This is a genomic window from Tundrisphaera macrotermitis, assembly GCF_051175315.1.
In the GTDB taxonomy this organism is placed as follows: domain Bacteria; phylum Planctomycetota; class Planctomycetia; order Isosphaerales; family Isosphaeraceae; genus Tundrisphaera.
Window position 1 is genome coordinate 3,571,251 of sequence record NZ_CP195100.1, and the last position, 25,576, is coordinate 3,596,826.

The 25,576-nt window shown below is 69.9% G+C and carries 26 protein-coding genes; 15 read left to right on the forward strand and 11 right to left on the reverse strand.

Translation table 11 applies throughout. The features are described from left to right. Window positions 1–264 precede the first annotated feature (264 nt). From TA3x_RS14330 to TA3x_RS14345, 4 genes are read left to right on the forward strand one after another with little or no spacing between them, the layout of a single operon-like run. A complete protein-coding gene (locus TA3x_RS14330; protein ID WP_435015328.1) occupies window positions 265–1,125 on the forward strand; it encodes a PSP1 domain-containing protein in 861 nt (286 codons plus the stop codon). Window positions 1,126–1,156: 31 nt separating this feature from the next. Further along, window positions 1,157–1,567 (forward strand): Minf_1886 family protein, encoded by a 411-nt coding sequence (locus TA3x_RS14335; protein ID WP_435015329.1) that lies wholly within the window; start codon window positions 1,157–1,159, stop codon window positions 1,565–1,567. 18 nt (window positions 1,568–1,585) lie between these two features. Continuing rightward, complete coding sequence (locus tag TA3x_RS14340; protein WP_435015330.1) at window positions 1,586–1,750, forward strand: hypothetical protein; 165 nt, start codon at window positions 1,586–1,588, stop codon at window positions 1,748–1,750. Between the two features lie 41 nt (window positions 1,751–1,791). Beyond that, entirely contained in the window at window positions 1,792–2,505 is a 714-nt protein-coding gene (locus TA3x_RS14345) for a methyltransferase domain-containing protein (RefSeq protein ID WP_435015331.1), read from the forward strand. Window positions 2,506–2,522: 17 nt separating this feature from the next. On the opposite strand, the gene lgt is transcribed toward TA3x_RS14345, so the two are convergent. The 4 genes from lgt to TA3x_RS14365 all read right to left on the reverse strand — a co-directional run bounded on the left by lgt (window position 2,523) and on the right by TA3x_RS14365 (window position 5,858). Beyond that, window positions 2,523–3,407 carry a prolipoprotein diacylglyceryl transferase gene (gene lgt, locus TA3x_RS14350; RefSeq protein WP_435015332.1) on the reverse strand — a complete coding sequence of 295 codons (885 nt, stop codon included), beginning with the start codon at window positions 3,405–3,407 and terminating at the stop codon, window positions 2,523–2,525. A 104-nt stretch (window positions 3,408–3,511) separates the two neighbouring features. Continuing rightward, window positions 3,512–3,922 (reverse strand): Dabb family protein, encoded by a 411-nt coding sequence (locus tag TA3x_RS14355; protein WP_435015333.1) that lies wholly within the window; start codon window positions 3,920–3,922, stop codon window positions 3,512–3,514. Between the two features lie 133 nt (window positions 3,923–4,055). Next, window positions 4,056–4,487, reverse strand: coding sequence for a cytochrome c (locus TA3x_RS14360; RefSeq protein WP_435015334.1), 432 nt, complete (start codon window positions 4,485–4,487; stop codon window positions 4,056–4,058). A 165-nt stretch (window positions 4,488–4,652) separates the two neighbouring features. Further along, complete coding sequence (locus TA3x_RS14365) at window positions 4,653–5,858, reverse strand: cupin domain-containing protein (RefSeq protein WP_435015335.1); 1,206 nt, start codon at window positions 5,856–5,858, stop codon at window positions 4,653–4,655. A 343-nt stretch (window positions 5,859–6,201) separates the two neighbouring features. Here TA3x_RS14365 and TA3x_RS14370 point away from each other — a divergent pair, with 343 nt between their 5' ends. Further along, window positions 6,202–7,557, forward strand: coding sequence for a PQQ-dependent sugar dehydrogenase (locus TA3x_RS14370; RefSeq protein WP_435015336.1), 1,356 nt, complete (start codon window positions 6,202–6,204; stop codon window positions 7,555–7,557). Continuing rightward, window positions 7,554–8,567 carry a DUF1559 domain-containing protein gene (locus tag TA3x_RS14375; RefSeq protein ID WP_435015337.1) on the forward strand — a complete coding sequence of 338 codons (1,014 nt, stop codon included), beginning with the start codon at window positions 7,554–7,556 and terminating at the stop codon, window positions 8,565–8,567. Before TA3x_RS14370 ends, TA3x_RS14375 begins: the two co-directional genes overlap by 4 nt. Window positions 8,568–8,718: 151 nt before the next feature. On the opposite strand, the gene TA3x_RS14380 is transcribed toward TA3x_RS14375, so the two are convergent. Both TA3x_RS14380 and TA3x_RS14385 read right to left on the reverse strand, forming a co-directional pair. Then, window positions 8,719–9,087: a hypothetical protein gene (locus TA3x_RS14380; protein WP_435015338.1), complete on the reverse strand. Its 369-nt coding sequence runs from the start codon at window positions 9,085–9,087 to the stop codon at window positions 8,719–8,721. Window positions 9,088–9,170: 83 nt separating this feature from the next. Next, window positions 9,171–9,437 (reverse strand): hypothetical protein, encoded by a 267-nt coding sequence (locus TA3x_RS14385; protein WP_435015339.1) that lies wholly within the window; start codon window positions 9,435–9,437, stop codon window positions 9,171–9,173. A gap of 233 nt (window positions 9,438–9,670) precedes the next feature. Between TA3x_RS14385 and TA3x_RS14390 the strand changes: the two genes are divergently transcribed. The 4 genes from TA3x_RS14390 (at window position 9,671) to TA3x_RS14405 (ending at window position 13,649) form a co-directional block, all read left to right on the forward strand. Next, complete coding sequence (locus tag TA3x_RS14390; protein ID WP_435015340.1) at window positions 9,671–10,186, forward strand: DUF2721 domain-containing protein; 516 nt, start codon at window positions 9,671–9,673, stop codon at window positions 10,184–10,186. 87 nt (window positions 10,187–10,273) lie between these two features. Then, window positions 10,274–13,084: an excinuclease ABC subunit UvrA gene (uvrA, locus tag TA3x_RS14395; protein ID WP_435015341.1), complete on the forward strand. Its 2,811-nt coding sequence runs from the start codon at window positions 10,274–10,276 to the stop codon at window positions 13,082–13,084. A gap of 71 nt (window positions 13,085–13,155) precedes the next feature. After that, window positions 13,156–13,371, forward strand: a complete 216-nt coding sequence (locus tag TA3x_RS14400; protein WP_435015342.1) for a hypothetical protein — start codon at window positions 13,156–13,158, stop codon at window positions 13,369–13,371. Then, window positions 13,368–13,649 (forward strand): type II toxin-antitoxin system RelE/ParE family toxin, encoded by a 282-nt coding sequence (locus TA3x_RS14405; RefSeq protein ID WP_435015343.1) that lies wholly within the window; start codon window positions 13,368–13,370, stop codon window positions 13,647–13,649. Before TA3x_RS14400 ends, TA3x_RS14405 begins: the two co-directional genes overlap by 4 nt. Before the next feature lie 26 nt (window positions 13,650–13,675). Here the strand turns inward: TA3x_RS14405 and TA3x_RS14410 are convergent, their stop codons facing one another. After that, window positions 13,676–14,143 (reverse strand): hypothetical protein, encoded by a 468-nt coding sequence (locus TA3x_RS14410; RefSeq protein WP_435015344.1) that lies wholly within the window; start codon window positions 14,141–14,143, stop codon window positions 13,676–13,678. 109 nt (window positions 14,144–14,252) lie between these two features. On the opposite strand from TA3x_RS14410, the gene TA3x_RS14415 reads away from it, so the two are divergent. The 3 genes from TA3x_RS14415 (at window position 14,253) to TA3x_RS14425 (ending at window position 17,301) form a co-directional block, all read left to right on the forward strand. Beyond that, the gene (locus tag TA3x_RS14415) at window positions 14,253–15,479 is read left to right on the forward strand and encodes a DNA polymerase Y family protein (RefSeq protein WP_435015345.1); all 1,227 of its coding nucleotides are present in this window, start codon (window positions 14,253–14,255) and stop codon (window positions 15,477–15,479) included. 252 nt (window positions 15,480–15,731) lie between these two features. Further along, window positions 15,732–16,784, forward strand: coding sequence for a DUF1559 domain-containing protein (locus TA3x_RS14420; protein WP_435015346.1), 1,053 nt, complete (start codon window positions 15,732–15,734; stop codon window positions 16,782–16,784). A gap of 118 nt (window positions 16,785–16,902) precedes the next feature. Beyond that, window positions 16,903–17,301 carry a hypothetical protein gene (locus TA3x_RS14425; RefSeq protein WP_435015347.1) on the forward strand — a complete coding sequence of 133 codons (399 nt, stop codon included), beginning with the start codon at window positions 16,903–16,905 and terminating at the stop codon, window positions 17,299–17,301. 13 nt (window positions 17,302–17,314) lie between these two features. On the opposite strand, the gene TA3x_RS14430 is transcribed toward TA3x_RS14425, so the two are convergent. The 3 genes from TA3x_RS14430 to TA3x_RS14440 all read right to left on the reverse strand — a co-directional run bounded on the left by TA3x_RS14430 (window position 17,315) and on the right by TA3x_RS14440 (window position 22,809). After that, window positions 17,315–20,218 (reverse strand): FG-GAP-like repeat-containing protein, encoded by a 2,904-nt coding sequence (locus TA3x_RS14430; RefSeq protein ID WP_435015348.1) that lies wholly within the window; start codon window positions 20,216–20,218, stop codon window positions 17,315–17,317. Continuing rightward, window positions 20,211–22,151, reverse strand: a complete 1,941-nt coding sequence (asnB, locus tag TA3x_RS14435; protein ID WP_435015349.1) for an asparagine synthase (glutamine-hydrolyzing) — start codon at window positions 22,149–22,151, stop codon at window positions 20,211–20,213. Before asnB ends, TA3x_RS14430 begins: the two co-directional genes overlap by 8 nt. A gap of 67 nt (window positions 22,152–22,218) precedes the next feature. After that, the gene (locus TA3x_RS14440; RefSeq protein ID WP_435015350.1) at window positions 22,219–22,809 is read right to left on the reverse strand and encodes a DUF1440 domain-containing protein; all 591 of its coding nucleotides are present in this window, start codon (window positions 22,807–22,809) and stop codon (window positions 22,219–22,221) included. 166 nt (window positions 22,810–22,975) lie between these two features. On the opposite strand from TA3x_RS14440, the gene TA3x_RS14445 reads away from it, so the two are divergent. Beyond that, window positions 22,976–23,536 carry a thioredoxin family protein gene (locus tag TA3x_RS14445; protein WP_435015351.1) on the forward strand — a complete coding sequence of 187 codons (561 nt, stop codon included), beginning with the start codon at window positions 22,976–22,978 and terminating at the stop codon, window positions 23,534–23,536. A 103-nt stretch (window positions 23,537–23,639) separates the two neighbouring features. Next, window positions 23,640–24,764 (forward strand): hypothetical protein, encoded by a 1,125-nt coding sequence (locus TA3x_RS14450; protein WP_435015352.1) that lies wholly within the window; start codon window positions 23,640–23,642, stop codon window positions 24,762–24,764. A gap of 21 nt (window positions 24,765–24,785) precedes the next feature. On the opposite strand, the gene TA3x_RS14455 is transcribed toward TA3x_RS14450, so the two are convergent. After that, window positions 24,786–25,547, reverse strand: coding sequence for an MBL fold metallo-hydrolase (locus TA3x_RS14455; protein ID WP_435015353.1), 762 nt, complete (start codon window positions 25,545–25,547; stop codon window positions 24,786–24,788). Between the last annotated feature and the right edge of the window lie 29 nt (window positions 25,548–25,576).

The window sequence follows — 25,576 nt, forward strand, 5'->3', positions numbered from 1 at the left end:
GGTCCGAAAGGCTCGGGGTGGGCGGGTCGGCTCGGCGTCCGCTGGGGTGTGATCCTCCATTCTATCCGACCGGACCATCCCCGGCGCCCTCGGCGGCCGGAATCGCCCCGAAACCGGAATGGGGGATGGCCCGTAGAGCGGGGCGGGCAAGTTCGCCTATCCGGGCGGGTCGGGTCATGGTAAGCTCAGGCGTCCGAATGGGCTGGTTTCCCCCGCCGGTGCCTCACTTCCCGCTCCGATCTACGTCCCCGCGATCGACCCCACATGGCCACCTTCGTCGTCCGCCACGGGCAGATGCGCTTCCTCGGGGAGTTCGAGGGATTGGCCGATCGCGCCCACCCTCGGGGCGAGAAGGTCGTGGTACGCAGCGAGCGGGGGACCGAGCTCGGCGAAGTGCTCTGCGCCGCGACGTCCCGGACCGCGTCCTACCTGGCGAGCCCGGCGCGGGGGCAGGTGCTGCGCCTGGCCACCGCCGAGGATTTGCAGGCGGAATCGCGGATCGCCGCGCGGGCGCGGTCGGGGATGGCCGCGTGCCGCGAGTTCGCCGCCCGGCGGCGGTTGCAGATGGACCTGGTCGAAGTCGAGTCGATCCTCGGCGACGAGCGGATGGTGTTCTACTACGTCTCGGAGAAGCGGGTCGACTTCCGCGAGTTGGTCAAGGACCTCGCCCGGTCGATGCAAACCCGGATCGAGATGCGCCAGATCGGCGTCCGCGACGAGGCCAAGCTCCTGGCCGACTACGGCGACTGCGGCAAGCCGGTGTGCTGCAATACCCACCTGACGCGGATGCCGCCGGTCTCGATGCGGATGGCCAAGCTCCAGAAGACCACGCTCGACCCGTCCAAGATCTCGGGCCGATGCGGGCGGCTCAAGTGCTGCCTACGCTATGAATTCGACACCTACCGGGCCCTGGAGCGGGAACTGCCGCCCGTGGGCTCGAAGGTCGTCACCGCTCGCGGACAGGGCCGGGTCCTGGCCCAGGAACTCCTCGTCCGGAAGCTCGTCGTCGAGTTCGAAGATCATCGCAGGCTCGTCGTCACCCAGGACGAGATCCTCGGGATCGAGAAGTCGGCCGAACGGCACCGGCCGGACGAGGATGAGGACGATGACCACGCCGAACGATGACCGTCCGGCGCCATCCCGGAGGAGCCGATCGATGAGCTTTCGCGAAGATCTGGCGGGGGTCCTGGCACGCGACCCGCGTTATTCGATCCATGCGTACGCCTTCATCTTCGAGGCCCTGGAGTTCACCAAGGCCCACAAGCGTCGCCTCGCCCGGTCGAACGACCGTCGGAAGCCCAAGGCCACCCGACACGTCTCCGGCCGCGAGCTGTGCGAAGGGGCGCGGATGCTGGCCCTCTCCCACTACGGGCTGATGGCCATGGCCGTGCTCGGGCAGTGGGGGATCCGGTCCACCTCAGACATGGGCAACATCGTGTATAATCTGATCGCCTCGGGCGACCTGGAGCGGTCCCCGGTCGATGATCGCGCGGATTTCGACCACGTCTTCGACTTCGAGGACGCGTTCCGCCGCGATTACGTGATGGCCCTGGACGACGTCGCCTGAACTCATGGAGGATGGATCATGGACGCAGCGGTCAAGAGCGGGGATCGGGCCCTCAAGGTCCGGTTTTATGTGGCACTGGCGGTCTTCGGCCTGTGGGTCGCCGGCCTGGCGAGCATGGCCGTGACGTCGGGCCACCGCCCGCGTCCGGCCTCGGCCACGGCGCGGCCGGCCGCGACGCCCTGACCTTGATTCGACCGAACGGACCGAGCCGGAGCCGACCGCCGATGCCCTGGTCCTGGACCCCCGAGCGACGCAACGACCCGGAAATGATGGATGCCCCCGGCCTGCCCGAGGCCGAGGTCGCCGACGCCTATCGCGTCCTGCGCCGGGTCAATCGCCACCTCGGCAACCTCGCCGTCCTCCGCCGCGAGGCCCGGCGATTCCTCCGGGAAGACCGGCCGGGCCCCGCCCGGCCGACCTCGCTCGACGTCGGGACGGGCTCGGGCGACATACCGGATGCCCTGGGGGCGATGGCCTTCGAGGGGCGCACCATCGCGGCGTATGCCCTCGATTTCGATCCCACCGCCGTGGCCGCCGCCCGCGACCGGGGCGTGCCGGTGGTCCGCGGCGACGCGCTCCGCCTGCCGTTCGCCGACCGGTCGGTCGACCTGGTCACGGCGGTCAAGTTCGCCCACCACTTCGAAGGCGAGGCCCTTGACCGGCTCCTCTCGGAGATGGCCCGGGTGGCCCGGCATCGGGTGGTCGTCCTCGACATCCGCCGCCACCGGCTCGCCTACTGGGGCTTCATCGCCTGGAGCCGGGTCTTCACCCGGAACCGGCTGGTCCGGTACGACGGGCCGTTGTCGGTGCTCCGCGGATTCACGGGCGACGAGCTGCGCGAGCTGGCCGCCCCGATCCGCGGGTTCCGGTGGGAAGTCCGATCCTATCCGGGCTTCCAATTGGCCCTGATCGGGCGTCGGATCGCGGACGGCCGCTGAGATCCGGCGCCATCCGACTACCGGACCGCCGTCGCCCGTCGGACCCCTTTGGGCGCGGGGACGTCGGCGATGAGCGAACCTTCTCCGGCACGATCGGCATACCGCCCCAGGGGCAGGCGTGACAGGTAGGCCCAGGCGAGCAGGCCGCAGGGGAACAGCACCACGCTGATGAACTGGGAGATCGTCAGGCCGATCAGGAAGACGCCCTCATCGTCCCGGAGGGTCTCGATGAAGAACCGGGTGACGGGGTAGGAGACCATCAGCAGCGCCATGACCTCGCCATCGCGGCGGCGGAACGGGTAGAACGCCGAGAGCAGGCCGAGCAGCAACACGCCATCGAGGACCGCATAGATCTGCGTCGGCTGGACCGGCAGCGAGGCCGAGGCCGACGGGGCGATCAGGCCGTGGACGACCTGATGCGACCAGGGCAGGGATCCGGCCGGGAACGCGATCGCCCAGGGGAGGTCACACGCCTCGCCGAAGCAGCACCCGTTGAAGAAGCAGCCGACCCGCCCCAGCGCGATCCCGATCGCCAGGCTGGGGGCGACCGCATCGGCCATCGCCCGGAACGGGAACGGGTTGCGGAACCAGTAGAGCACCGAACCGATCAGGCCGCCGATGATGCAGCCGTAGAAGACGATGCCGCCCTGCCAGACCTTGAAGATATCCGCGAAGCTCCGGATCGACTCGGGGTGCTGGATCACGAACAGGGCCCTAGCCCCGATGAATCCGCCGCTCAGGAGCCAGGTGGCCAGCCCGTAGACGTCGTCGGGGTCGATCCCCTCGCGGCGGGCCCGCCAAGCCGTCAGGTAGAGCGCCGCGAAGGTGGCCGCGACCAGCATGATGCTGAAGCCGTAGACCGGCAGCCCCAGGCCCGGGATCTCGAACAGGATCTGCCGCATCGTCGCCCCTCCTGCCGACATTGCGCGCGGCCCGTCCCTGGCCGCGCATCGGGCGGACTATGCCCCGGCCCCGGGTTTCTTGCAAGGCCGGAACCGGGCGGGCCTCACGGTTTGGCCGGGGCCTGGTAGGTGTCGAAGACCCGGACCTTGGCGAAGTGGGCCCGGTTCTCCTCGACGAACTTCACGTGGCGGGGGCTCTTCTGATAGGTCTCGTTGTCCTTCTTGGACCGAAAGACGATCAGCAGGGCCACGTCGAACTCGCGGTCGCTGGGGGGCTCGACCACGTCCTCGGCGATGGTGCCGACCGAGAACGACAGGACCCCCTCGTGGCCGGTCAGGTACTTCTGGCACGAGGCGACGAACCGCTCGCGCGACGCCTCCGACCGATCCTTGAGCGTGAAGAAGACCGAGTGGGCCAGCGGGGGCTCGGCGGCACCGGCGGGCGCCGAGAATCCCCCGGCGAACAGGATGGCGACGGCGGGCAGGGCGAGCAGGCTGAGGCGGGCGAGGTTCATGAGCGTTCCTTTTCGAGTCGGGGAGGACTGGTGCGGGACGGCCCGGCTGGTAGGCCCGGAAGAACGGCCCCGACTCGCGTCAGGGCCGATCCGAAATCCGAGGAGAGGGGATCGAAGATCAGGGCAGGACGACTTACTTGCTCTCGCCCTTGTGGGCATCGTGGCAGGACTTGCAGGAGGCGCCCATCGACTTCTGGGCGGCCTCGACCTTGCTCTTATCCTTGGCCGTCGCGGCGTCGTCGAGTTCCTTGGCGGTGGCGAAGTACTTGTCGGCGAAATTCTTCCACGACTCCTTGTCCCCCTTGGGCGGGTCGTTCTTGGCCAGGTCGGCGCCCAGGATCACGAAGTCCTTGGTCGTCTTCTGGACCGCCTCCCAATCGATCGGGTCGGCCTTGAGCTGCCCCTTCAGGACGCCGGACTGGGCCTTGGTCCCCTTGTGGAGCTTGCCCATCACGTCCTTGATCGTCTTCGGCTTATCCTTGTCCTGGGCGAGCGCCCCGGCGGTGACCGCGATCGCGGGGAGGAGGGCCGCCAGTACAAGGGTCGTCCACGTCTTGCGATTCATCGTCCGGACACTCCAACGGGGGCGGGACCGCGCCCCCTCCGGTCCGACCGGCGGCCGTCTCCGCATGGAGAGGCCGTCGGGCCGGTCGGCCGGACCAGTGTAGCGGGCGGGCCGTCGCGCCGCGCCGGGCTTGTCTCCCCCGCCTCGAGACGGCCTCGGATCCTCTCATCGCTCCGGTTCGGCCCCCGTCTTCGGGGCGATGAAGGTCCGCGACCGGGGGAATTTGTCGATCGTTGCCTTGGGCAGCCCTAGGTTGGCCTCGAGGACGTAGGACGGATTCCCGGCGAGCCAGGTCGACAGGTCGATCGCCTCGTAGTGCCCGGTGTTGAAGCCGATCAGGATGCGGGCCGGCTCCCCGTCGCTGGCGTTCTCGATCGAGTGGCCGTAGCCCTGGGGGATGTATCCGACATCGCCGCGCTCCAGGGTCTCGGTCCGGAACCGCCCGTGGGAGCCGAACAGGGTCACGGTGACCTTGCCCGAGATCACGTACTGCCACTCGTCGGCGTTGGGGTGCCAGTGCAACTCGCGCAGGCCGCCCGGGTTGAGGTCGAGGACCACACCTGTGACCGTCGTGGAGATCGGGAACCGGTCCGCCCCGAGCCGCCACTCCCGGCCCCCACGGTGGATCGAGTGGGGTTGTTGCTTCAGGAGTTCGTACTTGTGCGTCAGGGGCGGGGCCTGGAGGTCGCCGGGCAGGGGAGTGGGCGGGACTTCGGGGGGGACGGGGCCGCGGGCGAAATAGACTTCTTCCTTCGGCAACCGGGCCAGTTCGGACTCGGGCACGCCCAGGTTCTTGGCGACCAGGGCCCGCGGCGCATGGCCCAGCCAGTCGGTGATGCTGAAGGTGCCGAACTCGGAGAAATAGCCGTTGTCGAAGATCAGGATGAAGTGGGCCGTGCCCGGACCCATGCCCTGGAGCGAATGGCCATGCCCTCGGGGGAAGTACCAGACGTCGCCCGGGCCGAAGTCGTTGGTCTCCTGGCGGCCCTCGGGGTCGATCACGGTGGTGCGGACTCGCCCCTCGATCACGAAGGCCCATTCGGCGGCGGTGGCGTGCCAGTGCAGCTCGCGCATCCCGCCCGGCTCCAGCTTCATCGAGACGCCCGCGATCCCCTTGGAGATCGGCAGTTGCTTGACGGTGGCCTCCTTGCCCGAATTCCCGCCGATGACCTTCCCTTCCGAGCGGTCGAGCGCGAACTTGAAGGTCGGCAACTCGCGGCCGTCCAGGAGATCGTCGGGGACGTTGTTCTTGAAGGCGAAATCGACCTCGCCCGCATCGGCTTGGTTCGATCTCGCGGCCGCCAGGCTCGCCATGCCCGCCGCCGATGCGGCCGTGCCCATGAAACCACGCCGCGACAAAGGATCAGCCATCGGTCGCTCCCGAGAGGGATGAAGCCCCAGGCCCTCGCCGGGTCCGGCGGCCATTGGGCCCATTCTATGGGGCGAGGCGCCCGCGGCAACCGGATCGATCGTGCCGTTTCCGCCCGCCCGATGGTATCCCCTCCCGGGAGCATGCGATTCGGCGGTGGGCGGGCCGAACGGGATCGGCCGGTGCGTCGGGGCGTCCCTGGCTTTGTGCCTGGCCATGCGTTGCGAGGCCGGTGCCGGGTCTGATAACGTCGGTGGGATCGGAGAGCCCGGCCGCTGCGGCCGCCCTCTACCTCGCCCGATCGCCCGCCTCCGCCGCCCCCACACCGATCCGTGAGACCGTGACATGACTCGCGCGTTGCGTTCCCGCTTCCTGGCCCCGCCGATCGCGGTCGGGGCCTTGATGGCCCTGACGGCCCTGGCCCCCGCCGAAACCCCGAAGACCTCGGCAACCGCCGCCACCCGCACCGGGCGCGACGCGCTGGGCGACTGGACCACCGATGCGCCGGGCGTCCGCCGCAAGGTGACGATCGCCGAACTGCCCGCTCCCTACGACACCCCCTCCGCGAAGAACCAGCCGAAGGTCGTCAAGCGTCCCGAAGGGGCCGCCCCCCGGGTGCCCGAAGGCTTCAAGGTGGCCGAGTTCGCCACCGGGCTCAAGAAGCCCCGGGTCATCGTGACCGCGCCCAACGGCGACCTCTTCGTCGCCGAGAGCGAGGCCAACCAGGTCCGGATCCTCCGGGACGCCGACGGCGACGGGAAGCCCGAGCTGGTCGAGCTATTCGCCGAGAAACTCTCGCAGCCGTTCGGCATCGCCTTCTACCCGCCCGGGCCGACCCCGTCCTACGTCTACATCGCGAACACGGGATCGGTCGTCCGCTTCCCGTACACGAATGGCGATACCAAGGCCCAGGGCGAGCCGGAGACGATCGTCGCCAACATCCCCAGCGGCGGCCGACTGACCGGCGGGGGCCACTGGACTCGCGACGTCGACTTCTCGCCGGACGGCAAGACAATGTACGTTTCGGTAGGATCCAAGAGCAACGCCGACGACGCCGATGCCAGCCCCGACGAGAAGCGCCGGGCCGACATCCTGGCCTTCACCCCCGAGGGCAAGGAAGAGCGGATCTATGCCTCGGGCATCCGCAACCCGGTGGGCCTGGCGATCCAGCCCGGTACCGGCCAGGTCTGGACGTCGGTCAACGAGCGCGACGGCTTGGGCGACCACCTCGTCCCCGACTACATCACCCACGTCCAGGAGGGTGGCTTCTACGGCTGGCCCTGGTACTACATCGGCGGCCATCAGGACCCCCGCCACGAGGGCAAGCACCCCGAATTGAAGGACAAGGTGATCGTCCCCGACGTGCTGCTCCAGTCGCACTCGGCGTCGCTCGACCTGGCGTTCTACACCGGCAAGTCGTTCCCCGAGGCCTACCACGGCGATGCCTTCGCCGCCGAGCACGGCAGCTGGAATCGCGAGCGGCGGACCGGGTACAAGGTCATCCGGGTGCCCTTCGACGGGACCAAGGCGACCGGCGAGTACGAGGACTTCCTCACCGGATTCGTGACCCCCGAGGGTGACGTCTGGGGCCGCCCCGTCGGCGTGTCCGTGGCCAGGGACGGGGCCCTGATGGTGACCGACGACGGCTCCAACACCGTCTGGCGGATCACGCACGAGGGCCGGAAAGTGTCGGCCCAGTGATTGGGCGGCGCCGGCCAACCGCCGGCTTCACCCTCATCGAACTGCTGGTGGTGATCGCGATCATCGCCGTGCTGATCGCGCTGCTGCTGCCCGCCGTCCAGTCGGCGCGCGAGGCGGCGCGGCGGTCGCAGTGCTCCAACAACCTCAAGCAGATCGGCCTGGCCCTGCACAACTACCACGCGGCGGTCGGGGGCTTCCCGGTGGGGTTCCTCGCCCCGACCGGCCCGGTCCCGGCCAACTCGTCCCCCCAGCAATATCGCTGGTCGCCGCTGGCCCAGATGGGGGCGTACCTGGAACAGGCCGCGCTGGCCAACGCCCTGAACTTCGACCTACCGCTCGGCATCCGGCCGACGGGGGGCTCGGCATTCTGGGATCCCTACCCGGCCAACACCACGGCGATGGCCACCACCGTCGCCATCTTCACCTGCCCCAGCGACGCCGCCCCGGCCCCGATGGTCGGGTCGGGCCCGGCCAACTACGCCTTCTGCTCCGGGGATGGCTCGAACGGCGGGGCCGCCACCGGCGCCAACGGGACGTTCATCCTCGGCCCGTCGCTGTCGCTGGCCGACCTCCGCGACGGCTCGGCGACCACCGTGGCCGCGTCCGAGTCGCTGGTCGGGATCGCCGGTTCAACTTACACGCTCACCACGCCCACCCCGATCCCGGCCCCACGGGTGCGGGCGATGGCCCGCGTCGGCGCCGCTCCCCTGACCGATGCCGAATGCCAGGCGGCCCCTCGCGGGTGGCTGCTCAACAAGGGGGCGGCCTGGTTCGACGGGAACTACCTGAACACGCTCTACAATCACCACGCCGCGCCCAATGACTCCCGCTCCGACTGCATCGTCTACCATGATCCGGGATGGAAGGCGGCGCGGAGCTTCCATCCCGGCGGCGTCCAGGCCCTGTTCGCCGACGGCCACGTCGCGTTCGTCAAGGATGCGATCCAACCCGCCATCTGGCAGGCGCTGGCCACTCGAGACGGCGGCGAGGTTCTCAGTGGCAATCTTTGAGGCCCTCGACGCGTGATCGTGCGTCAAAAGGACGTTCGGCCCGAGGACCATTCGTCCTGGATGCAGGCGCAGCAAAACGGCCACCCGCCCGACGCAAATTGCGAGGAGGGGGTGGCCGGTGCTGCGTCGTCGTGACCGGGCGAGCCGGCGATCAATAGCGGTAGGGGCCGCCGCGATAGGGGCCGGGGCCATAGGGCCCGCGGGGGCCGCCGTAGTAGGGAGGACGCCCGCCGTAGTAGCCGCGGCCGTAGCCGTAACCATAGCCATAGGGGCGGGGGGGATAGTACGGGCGGGGCCCGTAGATCGGGGCCGGGGCCACGACGACCGGGGCCGGGGCCACGACGACCGGGGCCGGGGTCAGGTACTGGGGATAGTAAGAGGTGTATCCCGAGCCGACGGCCACGGACGCGCCCGGCGTATTGATGCTCAGGCCGAACTGGGCCTGCGCCGAATCCGCGTGGAGCAGGCCCGCCAGGGCCGCCGCGGCGATGCCCATCCAGGATCGTCCGAGAAGATTCATGGTCGTGGATTCCTTCGCCAATGGATCGAGGGTCGTTCGACCTCGACGGTGCCCGATCTCGACGATCGTGATTCGCGCCTGTCCTAACGGATATACGCAGGATCGGTCAAGATCAGCGAAGTGAATCGGGGAGCCCCGGCACGATTCCGGCCGGGACGCCCCTGGCCCGGGCCCTCGACGGCGGCCGGGCACCTGGCCGGCGGCGGGGGATTGCGGATCGTCTCCAGGAGCCCGGTGATCCTCGGCCGGATCGCCGCGGCCTCCTCCAGCGTGAGGTCCGTCGAGCAGAGCCGTTCGATCAGGCGTTCGAGGGAGGCCAGGAGGTGCGGCGTGTCGGCGGTCGCGGGCATGGGATCGATCCATCCGGGAGACGAGGCGGCCCCTCATGGGCCGGGTGTTGAAGGTTCCCCTGACTCTAGAACATCGGAGGCGATCGGGCGGGCTTCGGTTCGCCCCGCCCGGCCGATTTCTCCGGGCCCGGCCGACCGGGCCGGATCGCCCGACGACTCGGATTGACGGCGGGGCGATGCGGCGAAGATCATGGCGACGCCCCGATCACGGCCCCCGGAGACGGATCCGTCCCATGCCCATCCCGCTCGCCCCGACCAGCTACGCCACGCTCTCGGCCATGATCACCCCGGCCATCTTCATGACGGCCAACGGCTCGCTGATCATCTCGACCTCGAACCGGATGTCGCGGGTCGTGGACCGGATCCGCGTCCTGAACGACAAGGGGGATGAGCTGTGCCGGGGCGGGTCCACGCTCGATTTCGTGGCCGAGCGGCGCGAGCACATCCGCGATCAGCTCTCCCGCCTGGCGTGGCGCGGGGATCGGGTCCGGTACGCGTTGACGATCCTCTACCTGGCCTTCGCCTCGTTCGTCCTGACCAGCCTGACCCTGGCCCTCGACTCCCTGCTGCACAATCAACTGGTCATCGTGCCGACGGGCCTGTCGGTGATCGGCGTCGGGCTCCTGCTGATGGCCTCCGTCAACCTCGTCCGGGAGGCCCACGCGGCGCTGGCGAGCAATCGCCTGGAGATCACCTTCTTCCGCGACCTCCAGGCCCGACGCGTGGCCGAAGGTCGCTGCATCGAGTGAAGACCGGGCGGGAGTCTTCCCCTTCTCGCCCAGCCCGCGATCGGGGACAATCCGGCCGGGCGATACGCACGGACGGAGATCGGACGCATGACGGCGGGAGACGATGACGGGGCCATGATCCGGATGCGCGGGGTCCGCGTCCACAACCTCCGCGACGTCGACGTCGACATCCCGCGCGACCGGCTGGTGGTCCTGACCGGCGTCAGCGGATCGGGCAAGAGTTCCCTCGCCTTCGACACCCTCCACGCCGAGGGGCGCAGGCGCTACATCGAGGGGCTCTCCGGCGACGCCCGGCAGTTCCTCGATCAGATGGAACGCCCGGACGTCGACCTGATCGAGGGGTTGCCGCCCACCGTCGCGATCGACCAGAAATCCGGCACGGCCAACCCCCGGAGCACGGTGGGCACCGTGACCGAGGCCAACGACTACCTCCGGCTCCTCTACGCCCGCGCCGGGCTGCCGCACTGCCCGAAATGCGGCGAGGCGATCCGCCGCCGCACCCCCGAGCAGATTGTCGAGGACACGCTCCGGCTCGCCGAGGGAACCAAGGTCATCCTCCTGGCGCCGATGGTCCGGGGCAAGAAGGGGATGCACCTGGAGGTCTTCCGCCTGATCCGCGAGGCCCACCTGGTCCGGGCCCGGGTCGACGGCGAACTCCTGGACGTGACCGACGAGCCCCCCAAGCTCGCCAAGACCAAGGCCCACACCATCGAGGCCGTGGTCGACCGCCTGGTGATCCGCGACGGCATCCGCGCCCGGCTGGCCGAGGGGATCGACCTGGCCCTGAAGCTGGGGCAGGGGACCGCCATCCTCTCGATCCAGTCCGGCGACTCCTGGGAAGACCGCGCCGCCAGCACCCGCTATGCCTGCCCGAGCTGCGGGATGGGCTTCGCCGAGATCGAGCCCCGCACGTTCAGCTTCAACAGCCCCCACGGCGCCTGCCCCGAATGCGGGGGACTCGGCGCCTCCTCCTCCTTCGACCCCGACCTGATCCTCCCCGACCGCTCGCTCTCCCTGGCCGATGCCGCGGTCCCGGCCCTGGCCGAACTGCCCGGCGGACGCCCGGCCTACCTCGACAGCCCGGCCCTCACCGCGTTCCTGAAAGAAAACGACCTCACCCTCGCGACCCCCTTGGCACGATGGCCCGCCAGGGCGGTCGCGGCCTTCCTCGACGGCGAGAAGCGGGGCGGCTACCCCGGCCTGATCCCGGAACTCGACAAGGCCCTGGCCAACGTCCGGACCGATGCCCGCCGCGCCGCCCTGGAGGCGTTCCGATCGGAGACGGCCTGCCCGGCCTGCCTGGGGGCCCGGCTCCGCCCCGAGGCCCGCGCCGTGACGGTGGGCGGCCTGTCGCTGCCGGCGTTCTCGGCCCTGGATGTCGCGGCGGCCCTCCCGTTCCTGGACGGCCTCCGGTTCGACCCGCCCCACGACCTCGTCGGGCCGCCCCTGGTGGCCGAGATCGCGTCACGCCTGGGCTTCCTCCGGCGGGTCGGCCTCGGTTATCTGACCCTGGATCGGGCGGCCGACACGCTCTCCGGCGGGGAGTTGCAGCGCGTCCGGCTGGCGACCCAGATCGGGTCCGGGCTGGTGGGCGTGTGCTACGTCCTGGACGAGCCCACCGCCGGTCTCCACCCACGCGACACCGACCGGCTGCTGGCGACCCTGGCCGACCTCCGCGACCGGGGCAACGGCGTGGTGGTGGTCGAGCACGACGAGGCCACGATCCGCGCCGCCGACTGGCTGATCGACCTCGGCCCCGGCGCCGGGCCCGATGGCGGGCTGGTGGTCGCGCAAGGCCCGCCCTCGGCCCCGGTCGAGTCAGTCCCCGGCGCCTCGGCGACCGCCCGCCATCTCCGGGGTGAGGCGCCGTTGCCCGACGGCTCCCCGGGCCGCCTGGCCGCCAGCCCCGGCTGGATCGTGATCCGGGGGGCGGCCGAGCACAACCTCAAGGACGTGACCGCCGAGTTCCCGATCGGCGCCCTGACCTGCGTGACCGGCGTGAGCGGGTCGGGCAAGTCGACCCTGGTCCACGACATCCTCGCGCGGGTCGCCCGCCGCCACCTCAGGCTGGGCGGACCACGTCCCGGGGCCCATGCCGGGGTCGAGGGGCTGGAGCCGATCGACAAGCTGATCGACATCGACCAGGCCCCGATCGGCCGGGGGCCGAGGTCGACGCCGGCCACCGCCACCGGCGTGTTCGACGAGATCCGCAAGGTCTTCGCCCGGACCAAGGAGGCCAAGGTCCGGGGCTATGCCGCCAACCGGTTCAGCTTCAACGTCAAGGGCGGGCGCTGCGAGACCTGCCAGGGGCAGGGGGTCCGCCGCGTCGAGATGGGGATCCTGGCCGACCTGTACGTCCTGTGCGAGACGTGCGAGGGGATGCGCTACAACCCCCAGACGCTGGAGGTGACGTTCAAGGGCCAGTCGATCGGCGACGTCCTCCAGATGCGCGTGTCCGACGCCCTGGCCCTGTTCGACGCCGTCCCCAAGGTGGCGCGGGGCCTGAAGGCCCTCCAGGAGGCCGGGCTCGGCTACGTCGCCCTGGGGCAGTCGAGCATCACCCTGTCCGGCGGCGAGGCCCAGCGCGTCAAGCTCGCGGCCGAACTCGGGCGGGTCGCCACCGGCCGGACCCTCTACATCCTCGACGAGCCGACCACCGGCCTCCACTTCTCCGACGTGGCGTCCTTGATGGTCGTCCTCCACCGACTCGCCGACCTGGGCAACACCCTGGTCGTCATCGAGCACAACCTCGACGTGATCCGCTCGGCCGACTGGATCGTCGACCTCGGCCCCGAAGGGGGCTCCGCCGGTGGCCAACTCATCGCGCAAGGCCCCCCCTCCGCGATCGCCGCGACCCCCGAGAGCGCGACCGGGCTGTGGCTCCGGGCGCAAGGTTGACATCGCCGGACGAAGGCCGAAACTGGATCGGTTGGATTGCCGTCTGCATCATCCTCGATGGAAGGCCGCACATGGAACGCACCGCATCGCTCGCGGAAGTGCTGGAGGCGGTCGCCCGGCTCTCGGATGAGGATCAGGCGGCCCTGGTCGAGATCATCAACCGTCGAGCCTCGGAGCCCGTGCGAAAACGCATCGCCGCCGACGCGTCGGAGGCCCGGCGCGAGTTCGAGGACGGCCGTTGCCGACCGGCGACCCCGGACGAGTTGATGGATGAGATCCTCTCGTGAATCGGGCCCTCATCCGGTCCACGGCCTTCGTTCGGGCGGCGAAACGAGTCATGAAGCGGAATCCGGACGCCGCCGAGGGACTGAGGGACGCCCTGGTGCAACTCGCGGACGACGCGTTCCACCCTTTTTTGAAGTCTCACAAACTCAAGGGCGAACTGGACGGCCTGTGGGCGTGCAGTGCCGGGTACGACCTGCGCATCGTCTTCTCGCTGGTCCGCCAGGATGATCGCGAGGCGATCCTGTTGCAGAGCGTCGGGACGCATGACGAGGTGTTCTGAAGAGATCGCCCTCGGCCTTCCCTGGCTCAGATCCGCTCGTCGATCAGCACCGGCATCCGCGCCGAGCCGGTCATGACGCGGTAATAGTGGCTGCTGGGCTCGCACAGCATGTAGACGACGGCGAAGCCACGCTCGTCGGGCACCAAGAGGCCGCGGATCCCCTCGCGGATCCGATACCAGCGGCCGCGCTCCAGGCCCAGGGTCGCGGGGATGTCCACCGGGATGGCCCCGCTATTGGCCCAGCCGCCCTGGTGGACGGTCTCCAGCCAGGTCCAGCCGGTCCGGGGCAGGACGCGGCTCTGCCCCCGGGCATTGCCCCAGCGGACGATCAGGAGCCGGCCGTCGCGCCAGATCGGCAGCCGGGGCCGCCGGTCGCGGTACAGGAAGCGGAACTCCTGCTGGGCGCCCCGGTCGTGGTGGCGACGCGACAGGCCGTGGCGCCCGATCAATTCCGTGGGCAGTTCGCTCCGTGCCAGCGAGATACCAAGGCACATGCTGACTTATGAATCTCCGCATATTCGCCCGGATACCACTGGACAGAACCATACACTGCGGTTTAGATCAGGTCAAGCGAGCGTGACCGATCCCGGGGTGGGCCCAGCCATGCCGATGCCGAAATTCGTCGGGCACCTGGACGCCGACGCCTTCTATTGCGCGGCCGAGCGGGTCCGCGACGAGTGCCTGCGGGGGGTGCCGGTGGGCGTCCTGGGCAACCAGGGGGCGTGCGTGATCGCCAAGAGCTACGAGATGAAGGCCCACGGGGTGAAGACCGGCGAGCCGATCTGGGAGGCGATGAAGAAGTCGCCCGACGGCGTGTTCATCAAGCGGGATTTCCGCTGGTACGAGGTTTTGAGCCGGGCCATGCTGGCGGTCGCCCGCGACTGGTCGCCCCGGGTCGAGTACTACAGCATCGACGAGTTCTTCTTCGAGGCGTGCCCGCCCCGGGGCATGGACCACCAGGAATACGCGACGAAGATCCGCGACGCGATGATGGAGCGGGTGGGCGTGCCGGTCACCGTGGGGATCGCCCGGTCGCGGACCCTGGCCAAGCTGATCTCCGACTCGGCCAAGCCGTGGGGGGCCAGGGCCGTCCTGGATCGCGACCAGGAAGTGAAGCTGATGGAGCCCCTGCCCGTGACCGAGATCGCGGGCATCGCCGGCCGCCGCCAGAGGACGCTGGTCCCCTGGGGCGTCTCCACCTGCCTGGACCTGGCCCAGGCCGACCGGCGCCTGATCCGCGAGTTGCTCACCACCTCGGGCGAGGCCCTGTGGTGGGAGCTGAACGGCGAGGCGGTCATCCCGATCCGGTCCCAGCGCCCGGCCCACAAGTTCCTGGCGCGGGGGGGCAGCTTCGGCGACGCGTCGTCGCAGCCCACGGTCGTCTTCGCCTGGCTGGTGCGGAACCTGGAGCGATTGCTGGAGGAGCTGGAGTTCCACCAGGTCCGCGCCGGCCGCCTGGGGGTGCAGCTCTGGTACAAGGACGGCCGGTTCGAGGAGGCGTGGGGCTCGCTGGAGGCGCCCAGCGACCGATTCGACGTGTTGCTGGAGGTCGCCCGGGCCGGGCTGAGGAAGGTGTGGCACCCCCGGGGCCTCGCCTGCCGGATGGAGATCGTCGCCGGCAAGCTCGCCCCGCGCTCCCAGTGCCAGATGGGGCTGTTCGACCGCGCCGACGACCGGGGCGAGGCCGTGGCCTCGCTCAAGAAGGCGGTCAACGACCGCCACGGCCGGTTCCGGCTCCGATCCGCCGCGACGCTGCCGCTGGCCGAGGTCTACGGGGACGCCACCAACGGCTTCGACATCTGCGACGTCCGGGGCAAGGCCTGCTTCTGACGGCACGCCCGGCCGGGCTTAATTCTGTGCGTTTGGCCCGAATGGGCGGGATGTCAATCGGAGAGCGACAATTTCCGATTGTGCTCACCCGTCCCGCCGGTTACGCTTCCGAATGACTCATCTCAAATTTTCCGTCAGATCCATTGCTGTTCTGGGCCGAACGGCAGGCTCCACTGCCTCCTCGCGGGTGGGGTGCGTCCACGGCCCGGGGTCCTCACCCCCATCTCGGCGATTCCGCCAAGGAGTGGTCTCATGTCCCGTCGCGCCCGAGGCTTCACCCTCATCGAGCTGCTGGTCGTCATCGCCATCATCGCCGTCCTGATCGCGCTGCTGCTCCCCGCCGTCCAGGCCGCCCGCGAGGCCGCTCGCCGCGCCCAGTGCGTCAACAACATGAAGCAGATCGGCCTGGCCCTGCACAACTACCACGGGGTCAACGAGGTGCTCCCCTGGGGGGACGGGCCCGACGGCTGGAACCAGTGGTCGTCGCTGACATTCATCCTACCCTACCTGGAGCAGGGGTCGTCGACCAACGCCCTGAACTTCGCCTGGGGGATGCAGGAGCCGGCCAAGCTGGTGAACACCACGGTCCAGCGGATCACCTACAGCTTCGCCCTCTGCCCGTCGGACATGGATCGCCTGTCCAACGCCGAGGGGCACGGCAACTACGCGGGCAACGCCGGCTCCGCCCCGGCCGCGTTCTACGACTGGGATAACACCGGCGCCTTCAATGGTGCCTTCGGCTGGAACGGCAACCCGAATAGCACCGCGGCCACGCACAAGAAGATGACCCCGGTGATCGGGTTCCGGGACATCGTGGACGGCCTGAGCAACACGGCCTGCTTCAGCGAGAAGGTCAAGGGGATCGGCCTGGTCACCACCGCATCCGTGGTCGACCCGACGCAGCCGTCTTCGAGCATCTCGCTGGTCACGCCCAAGCCGACGGGCGCGGACCTGATCAATCCGGCCGCCTACCAGGCATTGTGCAAGGCCAAGAGCCCATCGGCCCCGGGTGCTACGCTCCAGACCAACAACTACCCGTTCGGCTATTACTGGTGGAATGGCTGCCCGGCCAATTCCCGCTACAACCACGTCATGCCCCCGAATAGCTGGAGCTGCATGTATAGCGCGGATCGCTGGGGGAATGCGGGCGGGGCGGTCACGGCATCGAGCCGGCACCCCGGGGTCGTCAACGTACTGATGTGCGACGGGTCGGTGAAGAGCATCAAGAACACGATCTCCAACGCGGCCTGGTGGGCCATCGGCACCCGCGCCGGCGGGGAAGTCCTCTCGGCGGATTCCCTCTGACCGGATCCCGGGTTGCGATCGAAGCCGGAAAACACGAGGCCCGCGGCCGCATCGAGTCGGGCGCGGGCCTCGATCGTCGCATGATCCCACTCGACCCACCTCACGCCTCAGCGAGTGCATGATGAATCGAATCGCGTGCAAGATCCTCGCCGCCCCGGCCGTGGCGGCGGGCCTGATCCTGGCCCAGGGGTGCGGCGGCGGGGCCCCGCCGGTGGACACCTCCACGGCCCAGGCGACCGTCTCGGGCAAGGTGACGATCCGGGGCAAGCCGGCCACCAAGGGAAGCATCAACTTCGACCCGTCGAACATCAAGCGGAAGGATGCCGCACCCACGACGGCCGCGATCGGCCCGGATGGGTCCTACACCGCGAAGACCCTGCTCGGGGTCAATCAGGTGACGTTCTCCGGCCCGCCGTTCGTCAAGGACCCGGCCTTGCAGGACTCCCAGTTCCAGTTCGATGTGCAGGCGGGCGAGAACACGTTCAACCCGGACCTGCCGCCCAAGGTCGGCCCGTGAGCCGGAACCCAGGCTATCCCGGGCCAGGCTCGACCAATTCGATGATCCGATCGGCCGGGAAGTTCGACCGGCGTGAGATGGCCCCCGAAGGCCAGCGAATCTCCAGTTCATCGATCGTCGCGGCCGTCCCCAGTCCGAACCACAGTCGCTGGTCGGAGGAGGAGAGATAGCTGGTCCCGGAGGACAGCCAGCGGGTCGAGGTCGAGCCACCGGCCCGGCACACGACCCGTGCCCCGATCGGCGTCCGCCCGGACTTCGAACCGACGAGGCGGACGCCGAGCCAGTGGCCCCCCTCGCCCACATTGCGAAGCAGGGCGGCGGTGCCGTCGCGGTGGACGACCACCAGGTCGACCCGACCGTCGTTGTCGAGGTCGCCCGACGCCACGCCGCGGCCGACCACCGGGCGGCCGAGGTACGGCGAAACCTCGTCCCCGGCCGGGGCGAACCGGCCCGAAGGGCGGCCCGAGTACCAGCTCGGCCTCTGGGCCATCGGCTGGTCGAGCCAGGGCTGGTCGTCGACGTGGCCGTTGGCGACGAACAGGTCGAGCCGGCCGTCGTTGTCGCCGTCGATCGCGACGGTGCCGAACCCCGTCACCGGCCGGCTCGGTCCGTCGAGGCCGGAACCCGCCGAGATGTCGGCGAACTGGCCTCCGCCCAGGTTCCGGAGCAGGGTGTTCCCCTCATTCCGGAAGTTGGTGTGGAACAGGTCGATCCGACCGTCGCCGTCGAGGTCGTCGGCCACGACCCCCATGCTGGCCGTGGCGTTGCCGTTGCCGTCGAATGCCGCGCCCGCCGAGGCGCCCACCTCCTCGAACCGGAGGCCGCCCCGGTTCAGGAACAGGAAGTCGGGCACGGCGTCGTTGGCGACGAACAGGTCGAGCCGGCCGTCGTCGTCGAGGTCGGCGATGGCCAGGCCGAGCCCGCGGCCGTCCGGAACCTCCAAACCCGCCTCGCGGCTCGCGTCGGCGAAGGTGCCGTCGCCGTTGTTGCGGAACAGGTGGTCGAACTGAGCCGGGAATTTGCCGGGCGGGCAGTGGATCGGCTTGCCGAGCGCATCGTGGCACGGCGGCGATTTGGCCGGATCGGCATCGACGTAGGTGACGACCACGAGGTCGAGGTCGCCGTCTCCATCCAGGTCGCCGAAGCCGGCCGCCGTGCACCAACGCGAGGAGCCGACGCTGGCCGCCTCGGTCACGTCGGCGAACGTCCCGTCGCCCCGATTCCGGTAGAGCACCGTCGACCCGAGGCCGGTCACGAACAGGTCGTCGTGCCCGTCGTTGTCGTAATCCCCTACGGTGCATCCCGTGCCGTCCCCCTTGCCGCCGACCCCGGCCCGCTCGGTCACGTCCTCGAACCGGCCCTGGCCGATATTCCGGAACAGCCGGTTCGGCGCCGGCGGGGCCGCGCGATCGACGGGGCGGCGGCAGCCGTTGACGAAGTAGACGTCGAGCCAGCCGTCGCCATCGTAGTCGATCAATCCCACGCCGCCGCCCATTGTGTCTCCGATGAACAGGTCGCCCCGGGCGCCCGAATCGTGCCGGAAGCGTAGTCCTCGGGCCTCGGCCACCTCCTCGAACCGCGGGCCCGATCGGGCGGGGGACCGGGGGCCGGGCACGGCTGGCGTGCCAGCTTTCCCGGGTCGATCGGCCATCAACCGGGGAAATGGACCTGCCCGGTCGGGCTCGTCGCCGAGCGTGGCCAGTGTCGCCTGCGCCGTGACCAGAGACGGGTCGAACTGGATCGCCCGGCGGAGCCAGCCCCGGCCCTCGACCCGGAGGCCGGCGTCCAGGCAGAGGCGGCCCAGGGATTCGCAGGCCCCGGCGTCCTTGGTCCCCTTGAGTTGGGCGTTCAGGGCGGCCTTGATCGCCTCCCAGCGGACTCGGATGGTTTCGGCCCGGGCCAGGAACGGGCCCGCCTCGTCGGGGCGGCCCAGGCGGAGCAGGGCCTGGCCCAGTTGATACGAGGCCGCCCGATGCTGGGGATCGGCCGAAGCCGCCTCGCGCCAGGCGGCGATGGCCTCGGCGTCGCGGCCCCGGGCCTGCTCGACCCGGCCCCGCAGGAACCACCAGCGTCCGCGATCGACGGGATTCTCCGGGGGCGTCCCGAAGCGATCTTCGACGCCCGACAGGTCGCCCAGGCTGAGCAGGCAGCCGACCAGGGCGAGCCGAACCGCCGGATCGTGATCGAAGCGATCGGCGGCGAATTCGAGGTCGGCCCGGGCCTCGGCCGGATGGCCCAGGTCGAAGCGGAGCAGCCCCCGGGCCCTCCGCAACCAGGGATCGTCGGGCGACCGGGCGAGCAGGGGGACCAGTTCCCGCGTCAGACGCTCGTTCTCGCCGTTCAGGTCGCGGAACTGGTCCGATCCCGCTTCCAGGGCCATCCCGGTCAGGGTGATCAGGTGCCTGGCGTCGCCGGTCAGGCGGAGCAGTTCCCGGAGGATCCCCCGCGCCTCCTCGATCCGGCGTTCGACGATCAGGAGCCGCAGCAGCCGTGCCCGGGGTTGGACCCCATTCGCATCGGAGTCGACGGCGCGGCGATAAGCATCCTCCGCGCCCTTTGCGTCGGCCTGCTTCCAGAGGACATCGCCGAGCGAAAGCCGGGCCTGACTCCATGTTGGATCGCGGGGCGAGACGCGACCGTACGCCGAGATCGACTCCGGTTCGCGGCCCAACGTCGCAAGGACGCTGCCCAGGGCCAGCCAGGCGCGCGAATCGGCGGGCTCCTGCTCGACTCGACGGGACAGGAGCGATTCCGCCCCGGCCCAATCCCGGGCGTCGATGGCCGCCTGGATGGCCGGCCATTCCACGCGACCCGCCGAGCATCGCCAGCCCAGGAACAGGATGATCGCGGCGACGGCTCCGCTTCCGATGCCGAGGCGGCGACGGGAGTTGTTCAACTTCGGCGAGGGGTCAGGCATGGGCCGCGACCTCGGCCGGGGCGTCGAGGTATCGCAGGGACCAGAGTTCGAGCATCAGCAAGGCCCAGAGCCGATAGGCATGATCGCGTCGGCCGGAGATGTGCTCCGCGACCATCCGCTCGACGGCCTCGGGACGGAACAGGCCGCGATCCAGGGCAGCCCGATCGAGGAGCACGGCGCGCAGTTCCCCGGCCAGTTCGTTGCGGAACCAGCGGTCGAGCGGGACGCCGAAGCCCATCTTGCGCCGGTCGCGGATCTCCCGGGGGAGCAGGTCGGCGAATGCCTGCTTGAGCACGACCTTGGACCGGCCGCCCCGCCACCTCAGCTTGCGGTCGACCGGCATCGCCAGGGCCAGCTCGACGACCCGATGGTCGAGGAAAGGGCTGCGGCATTCCAGGCTGTGGGCCATGCTGGCCATGTCCACCTTCACCAGGAGGTCGCCCGGCAGGTAGGTCAAGAGGTCCACGATCGTCGCCCGGGTCACCGGGTCCCGGCCCGGGGCGGCGGCGAAGCCCCGCTCCAGCAGGCTCGCGGGATCGGCCTCGCCGGGCCGATCGTCGGCCGCCCGGGCCAGGTCGTCGAGGAACGCGTCGGAATAAAGGCCGGCGCGGGCGGTTTCGTCGAACATCCCGACCCAGCGGAGGTAGCGGCCCTCCGGGGGCTCGCCCACCGCCTCCAGCCAGCGCCGGACCCGGCGCAACCGGGTCTTGGCCCGGGAGGAGGCCGGCACGGCCCGCGCCAGCGGCACGGCCAGGAATCGGCGGATCGCGGCCGGTAGCCGATCGAGCCGGGCGGCCAGGCTCACGGCCCGGTAGCGATCGTAGCCGGCGAACAGCTCGTCGCCGGCGTCCCCGGTCAGGGCCACGGTCACCTGCTCCCGGGCCATCCGGGCGACTTGCCAGGTAGGCAGGGCCGAGCTGTCGGCGAACGGCTCGTCGAACTGGTCGGCCAGGGCGGGCAGGGTCTCCCAGGCTCGGGGCTCGATCCGGAAGGCGTGGTGCTCGGTCCCCAGCCGTTTTGCGGCCAGCTCGGCGAACCGGCTCTCGTCGAAGGCCGGGTCGCCGAAGCCGATCGAGAACGTCTTGACCGGGCGATCCGAGGCGCGTTGCATCAGCCCGGTGATGATCGTCGAATCGACCCCGCCGGACAGGAACGATCCCAGCGGGACGTCGGCGATCATCTGCTCGCGGACCGACTCGTCGAGCAGGGATCGGAGCCGTTCGGCGTCCTCGGCGGCGGGCCTCCGCTCCTCCCGGCCCCAGTCCGGGTCCCAGTACCGGCGGAGTTCCATCCGGTCGTCTTGCCAGATGGCGAGGTGGGCCGGCGGCAGCTTGTGGAACCCTTCCAGGATCGAGGTCGGGTGGGGGACGTAGCCGTAGGTCAGGTAGCGGTCGAGCGCGATCGGGTCGATGCGGCGAGGGGCATCGGAACCGACCAGGAGCGATTTCAGCTCGCTGGCGAAGCTGATCCGCCCCGGTTCGCGGCGATAGAGCAACGGCTTCTGCCCGAGGCGGTCGCGCCCCAGGACGAGCTTTCGACGGGGGACATCCCAGATCGCGATCGCGAACATCCCCCGCAGGTGGGAGAAGAGGCCCGGGCCTTCATCCTCGTAGAGATGGACCAGGACCTCGGTGTCGCCGGTCGAGCGGAGGGTGTGGCCCCGGGCTTCCAGGCGGCGGCGGAGCGCGGGGAAGTTGTAGATCTCGCCATTGAAGACGACCCACACCGTGCCGTCTTCGTTGGACAGCGGCTGGTGCCCGCCGGGGAGGTCGACGATCGAGAGCCGCCGGAAGCCGAGCGCGGCGTGGGCGTCGCGGTACGTCCCGGAGTCGTCGGGCCCGCGATGGCGGAGCCGAGAGACCATCGCCGCCAGGGCGTCATCGCCCAGGGGGCGGCCGGGGTCGGCCCAGGCCGCGCCACAGATCCCGCACATCGTCCGTCCCCTTCCGCCTGGAGATCACCCCGCATCGGCCCGGCGAATCGGGCCGTCGGCCTCCATCCTATCCCACCGCGAGCCGGCGTGCGAACGGGCCGCCCACCGCTTCCAGCCGGGCCTCGAATTGCGCCCGCCGCGCGTCCTCGGTCGCGGGCTTGCGCAGGGCGCCGACGGCGGACAGCGCGGCGTCGGCGGCCAGCCCGAAGGCGAGATGGCCGAGCAGGGCCCGGGCGTGGGTCTGCCAGGGGAACGCGGCCGGCCCGGGGGTCAGCCCCGCAGCCGGGACGGCGATCTCGTCGGCCAGGACCCAGAAGGCCGTCCCGAACGCCAGGCCCCGCCCGATCCGCGAGGCCGGCACCCTCGGACGCAGGACCCCGTAGAGGGCCCCCGCCCCGATCCCGAGCGCCCAGTGGAGGGCCTCGCCGGCGGTAGCCTGTTGCTTCGCGGACAGGTCGGCGCCGACCGCGTCGGCGACCCTCCCGGCGGCGATCTCCAGGGCGGTCAGGCCGCCCCGGGCGCGGTCCTCCCGCCGCCGAGCCTTCGGGCTCTCGGCCTCGTAGAGCCGGGACGTGACCTGGTTCATGGCCAGGGTCGCCACCGTCCCGGCGATCGCCCCGAACAGGGCATCGGCCAGCAAGCCATCGCGTCGCGTCATGGTCGCACCTCGTCGCAGATCTTGGGTCGCACATCCGGCGGATCCGGCGGTCCTGGGTGTGCAGTTTCGATGCCCGAGCCGCGTTGGCCTGGGCGGGCATCCCCCCGATCGGCGAAGATGGGGCTCGCTCTGTCGCCTCGACATTCCCCCGCCTGGTGACCCGCCGATGGACTGGACGTCCGCCTTCGATGCCGCTCTCCCGTATGACGCGTTCCTGGACCGCCACGCCAGCCCCTCACAGCGGGCCCGCTGGGATGCGCTCCACGCCCGGGTCCGATTGTCCGCCGATCAGGCCACGCTGCTCGGCGGGTTCGTGAGGCGGATGCCCGTCCTGGTGATGGCCGGCACCTGGTGCGGCGACTGCGTGAACCAGTGCCCGTTCTTCGACCACTTCGCCCGGGCCACGCCGGTGCTCGACGTCCGGTTCGTGGACCGCGACGCATTGCCCGAAGTCGCCGCCGAATTGCGGATCAACGATGCGGCGCGGGTCCCGCACGCCGTCTTCCTGAACGAGGACTTCCAGGAAGTCTTCCGGTTCGGCGAGAAGACCCTCTCGATCTACCGCCGGCTCGCCGTCGAGCAGCTCGGCGCGTCGTGCCCGACCGGCATCGTCCCGCCGTCCGACGAGGCGCTGGCCACATCGATGGGGGAATGGCTCGACCAGTTCGAGCGGGCCCAGCTCATCCTCCGGCTATCAACCCGGCTCCGGGAACGCCACTGCGATTAAATTTCGGAAACCGGGGTGATCGACTTGACGAATCCGTCCGATGAGGTATGACACGCGGATGAATGCCGGGGCGCGATCCCAACGGAATGGGGAGACGGATTTCATGTCCAAGTTGAAGCGGGCCCCGGTGGGCCTGATCGGGATGATCGCTCTGGTCCTCCTCGCCGAAGGCCTCCTGGCTCGGAACGAGATCGCTTTCAAGACCGGCTGGCACTGGGAATGGGAGACCAACGGCCGCGCCGCTCGGAAGAAGTCGCCCGGCTTCGACATCCTCGCCTTCGGCGACAGCCAGGTCAATCACGGCATCATCCCGCGCGTGATGAAGCAGACCACCGGGTCGCGCACCCTGAACATGGCCATCGGCGGCGGCCAGACGACCACCAGCTACTTCCAGCTCCGCCGCGCGATCGAATCCGGAGCCCGGCCGAAGGCGGTGATCGTCGACTCCTTCCCGCTCCTGATGAATCACAGCTACGTCGAGAACGAGAGCCGGTTCCCCAACTTCCTCTCATTTCGCGAGGCCCTCGAACTGGCCTACGAGGTCAAGGATCCCGCGTTCTTCGCCCGGATGGCCTGCGCCAAGCTGCTCGTCTCGGTGCGGGAACGCGACAACATCCGCACCGGCGTGACGACCGCCTTCCAGGGCGTGTTCCAGACCCAGCGCGACGAGGCGGCGGCGCAGACCCGGAACCGCAAGCTCAACGCCGGCGGCGTGGTCTTCAATCGCAACCCGACCTTCGACGTGGGCGACCTCGAAGTCTGGTACAAGCTGGCGTTCAGCAACCCGGAATGGATCACGCCCTACCACAAGCACTATCTCAAGAAGTTCTTCGCGCTGGCGGCCGAGCACGACGTCCGCGTCTTCTGGCTGGCCCCGCCGATGCTGCCCCTGGTCCAGGAGAAGTTCACCAAGGAAGGTCAGGATCAGAAGTTCGACCGGCTGGCCAAGGCCGTCCTGTCCCGATTCCCCAACGTCACGCTGCTCGACGCCCGCCATTCCGGCTATCCGGCCTCGGCCTTCGTGGACCACGGCCACCTGGACCGGATCGGTGCCAAGACCTGGACCGTCAACATCGGCCAGGCCATCGAGCGGAAGATCGCCGGCAGCACGGAGCGCTGGGTCAAGCTGCCCGCGTACAACCCCCTCGATGATGATCCGACCATCGAGGACATCAGCCAGTCCCGCCAGATCGTCGCCGAGGCGGTCGCGAAGGCATTGGTCCGCTGAATCGAACCCGGCCGGCCCGGCTCAGATCTCGTAGCACCGGCCCTCCGCCAGGGCTTCGATCGGGCAGGACCCCGGATCGAAGTCGTCGGGCAGGTGATTGAGCCGCATCTTGGCCCGGATCGGCCCGGGGAGATCGAGAAGGCGGGCCAGTGGCGTGTGCACCTGCGACTCCGGCAGGGTGGTGGCCTCGTGGATGATCAGGTCGCACGGCGAGAGCCAGTCGATCAGCCCGGGGTCGAAGGCCGTATCCGCGCTGAAGCCGACGGTCCGGCCCCCGACTCGGATCCGGAAGGCCGTGGTCGGGACCGGGTGGTGGGTCGATCGGCACTCGATCGCGTACGGCCCGAAGTCGACGGCCCGGTCGAAGGAGAGGTCCACCAGGTCGACGTAGGAGGAGAGCCCGCCCGGCCTCGGGGGCGGCTCGCCGGGGCGCGACTGCCCCATCCCGGCGTAGAGCAGGCCGTCCCAGAGATGGGCCGACACCTGGGGATGGGCCAGCCAGGTGATCCTGCGACCCAGGATGAAGTGATTGTAAAAGGCGAAATCTTCCAGCCCCGAGGCATGGTCGGCGTGCAGGTGGGTGATCGCCACGCCGACGATCCTGTCCAGGTCCAGGGGAGTCCCCAGCGCCTTCGCCGACGCCTCGTGCCACATCCTGCGGACCGGGTGCGGGCAGTCGATCAGGAGCCACGACCCGTCGATGCCGAGGGCGAAGCAGGTCGTGAAATGCCGGGCGGTGAAGGCATCCCCCACGCCCAGGGGGATCAGGCGGACCTCGGCCATCGGCGACTCCCGGGGAAGGACCGAGATCG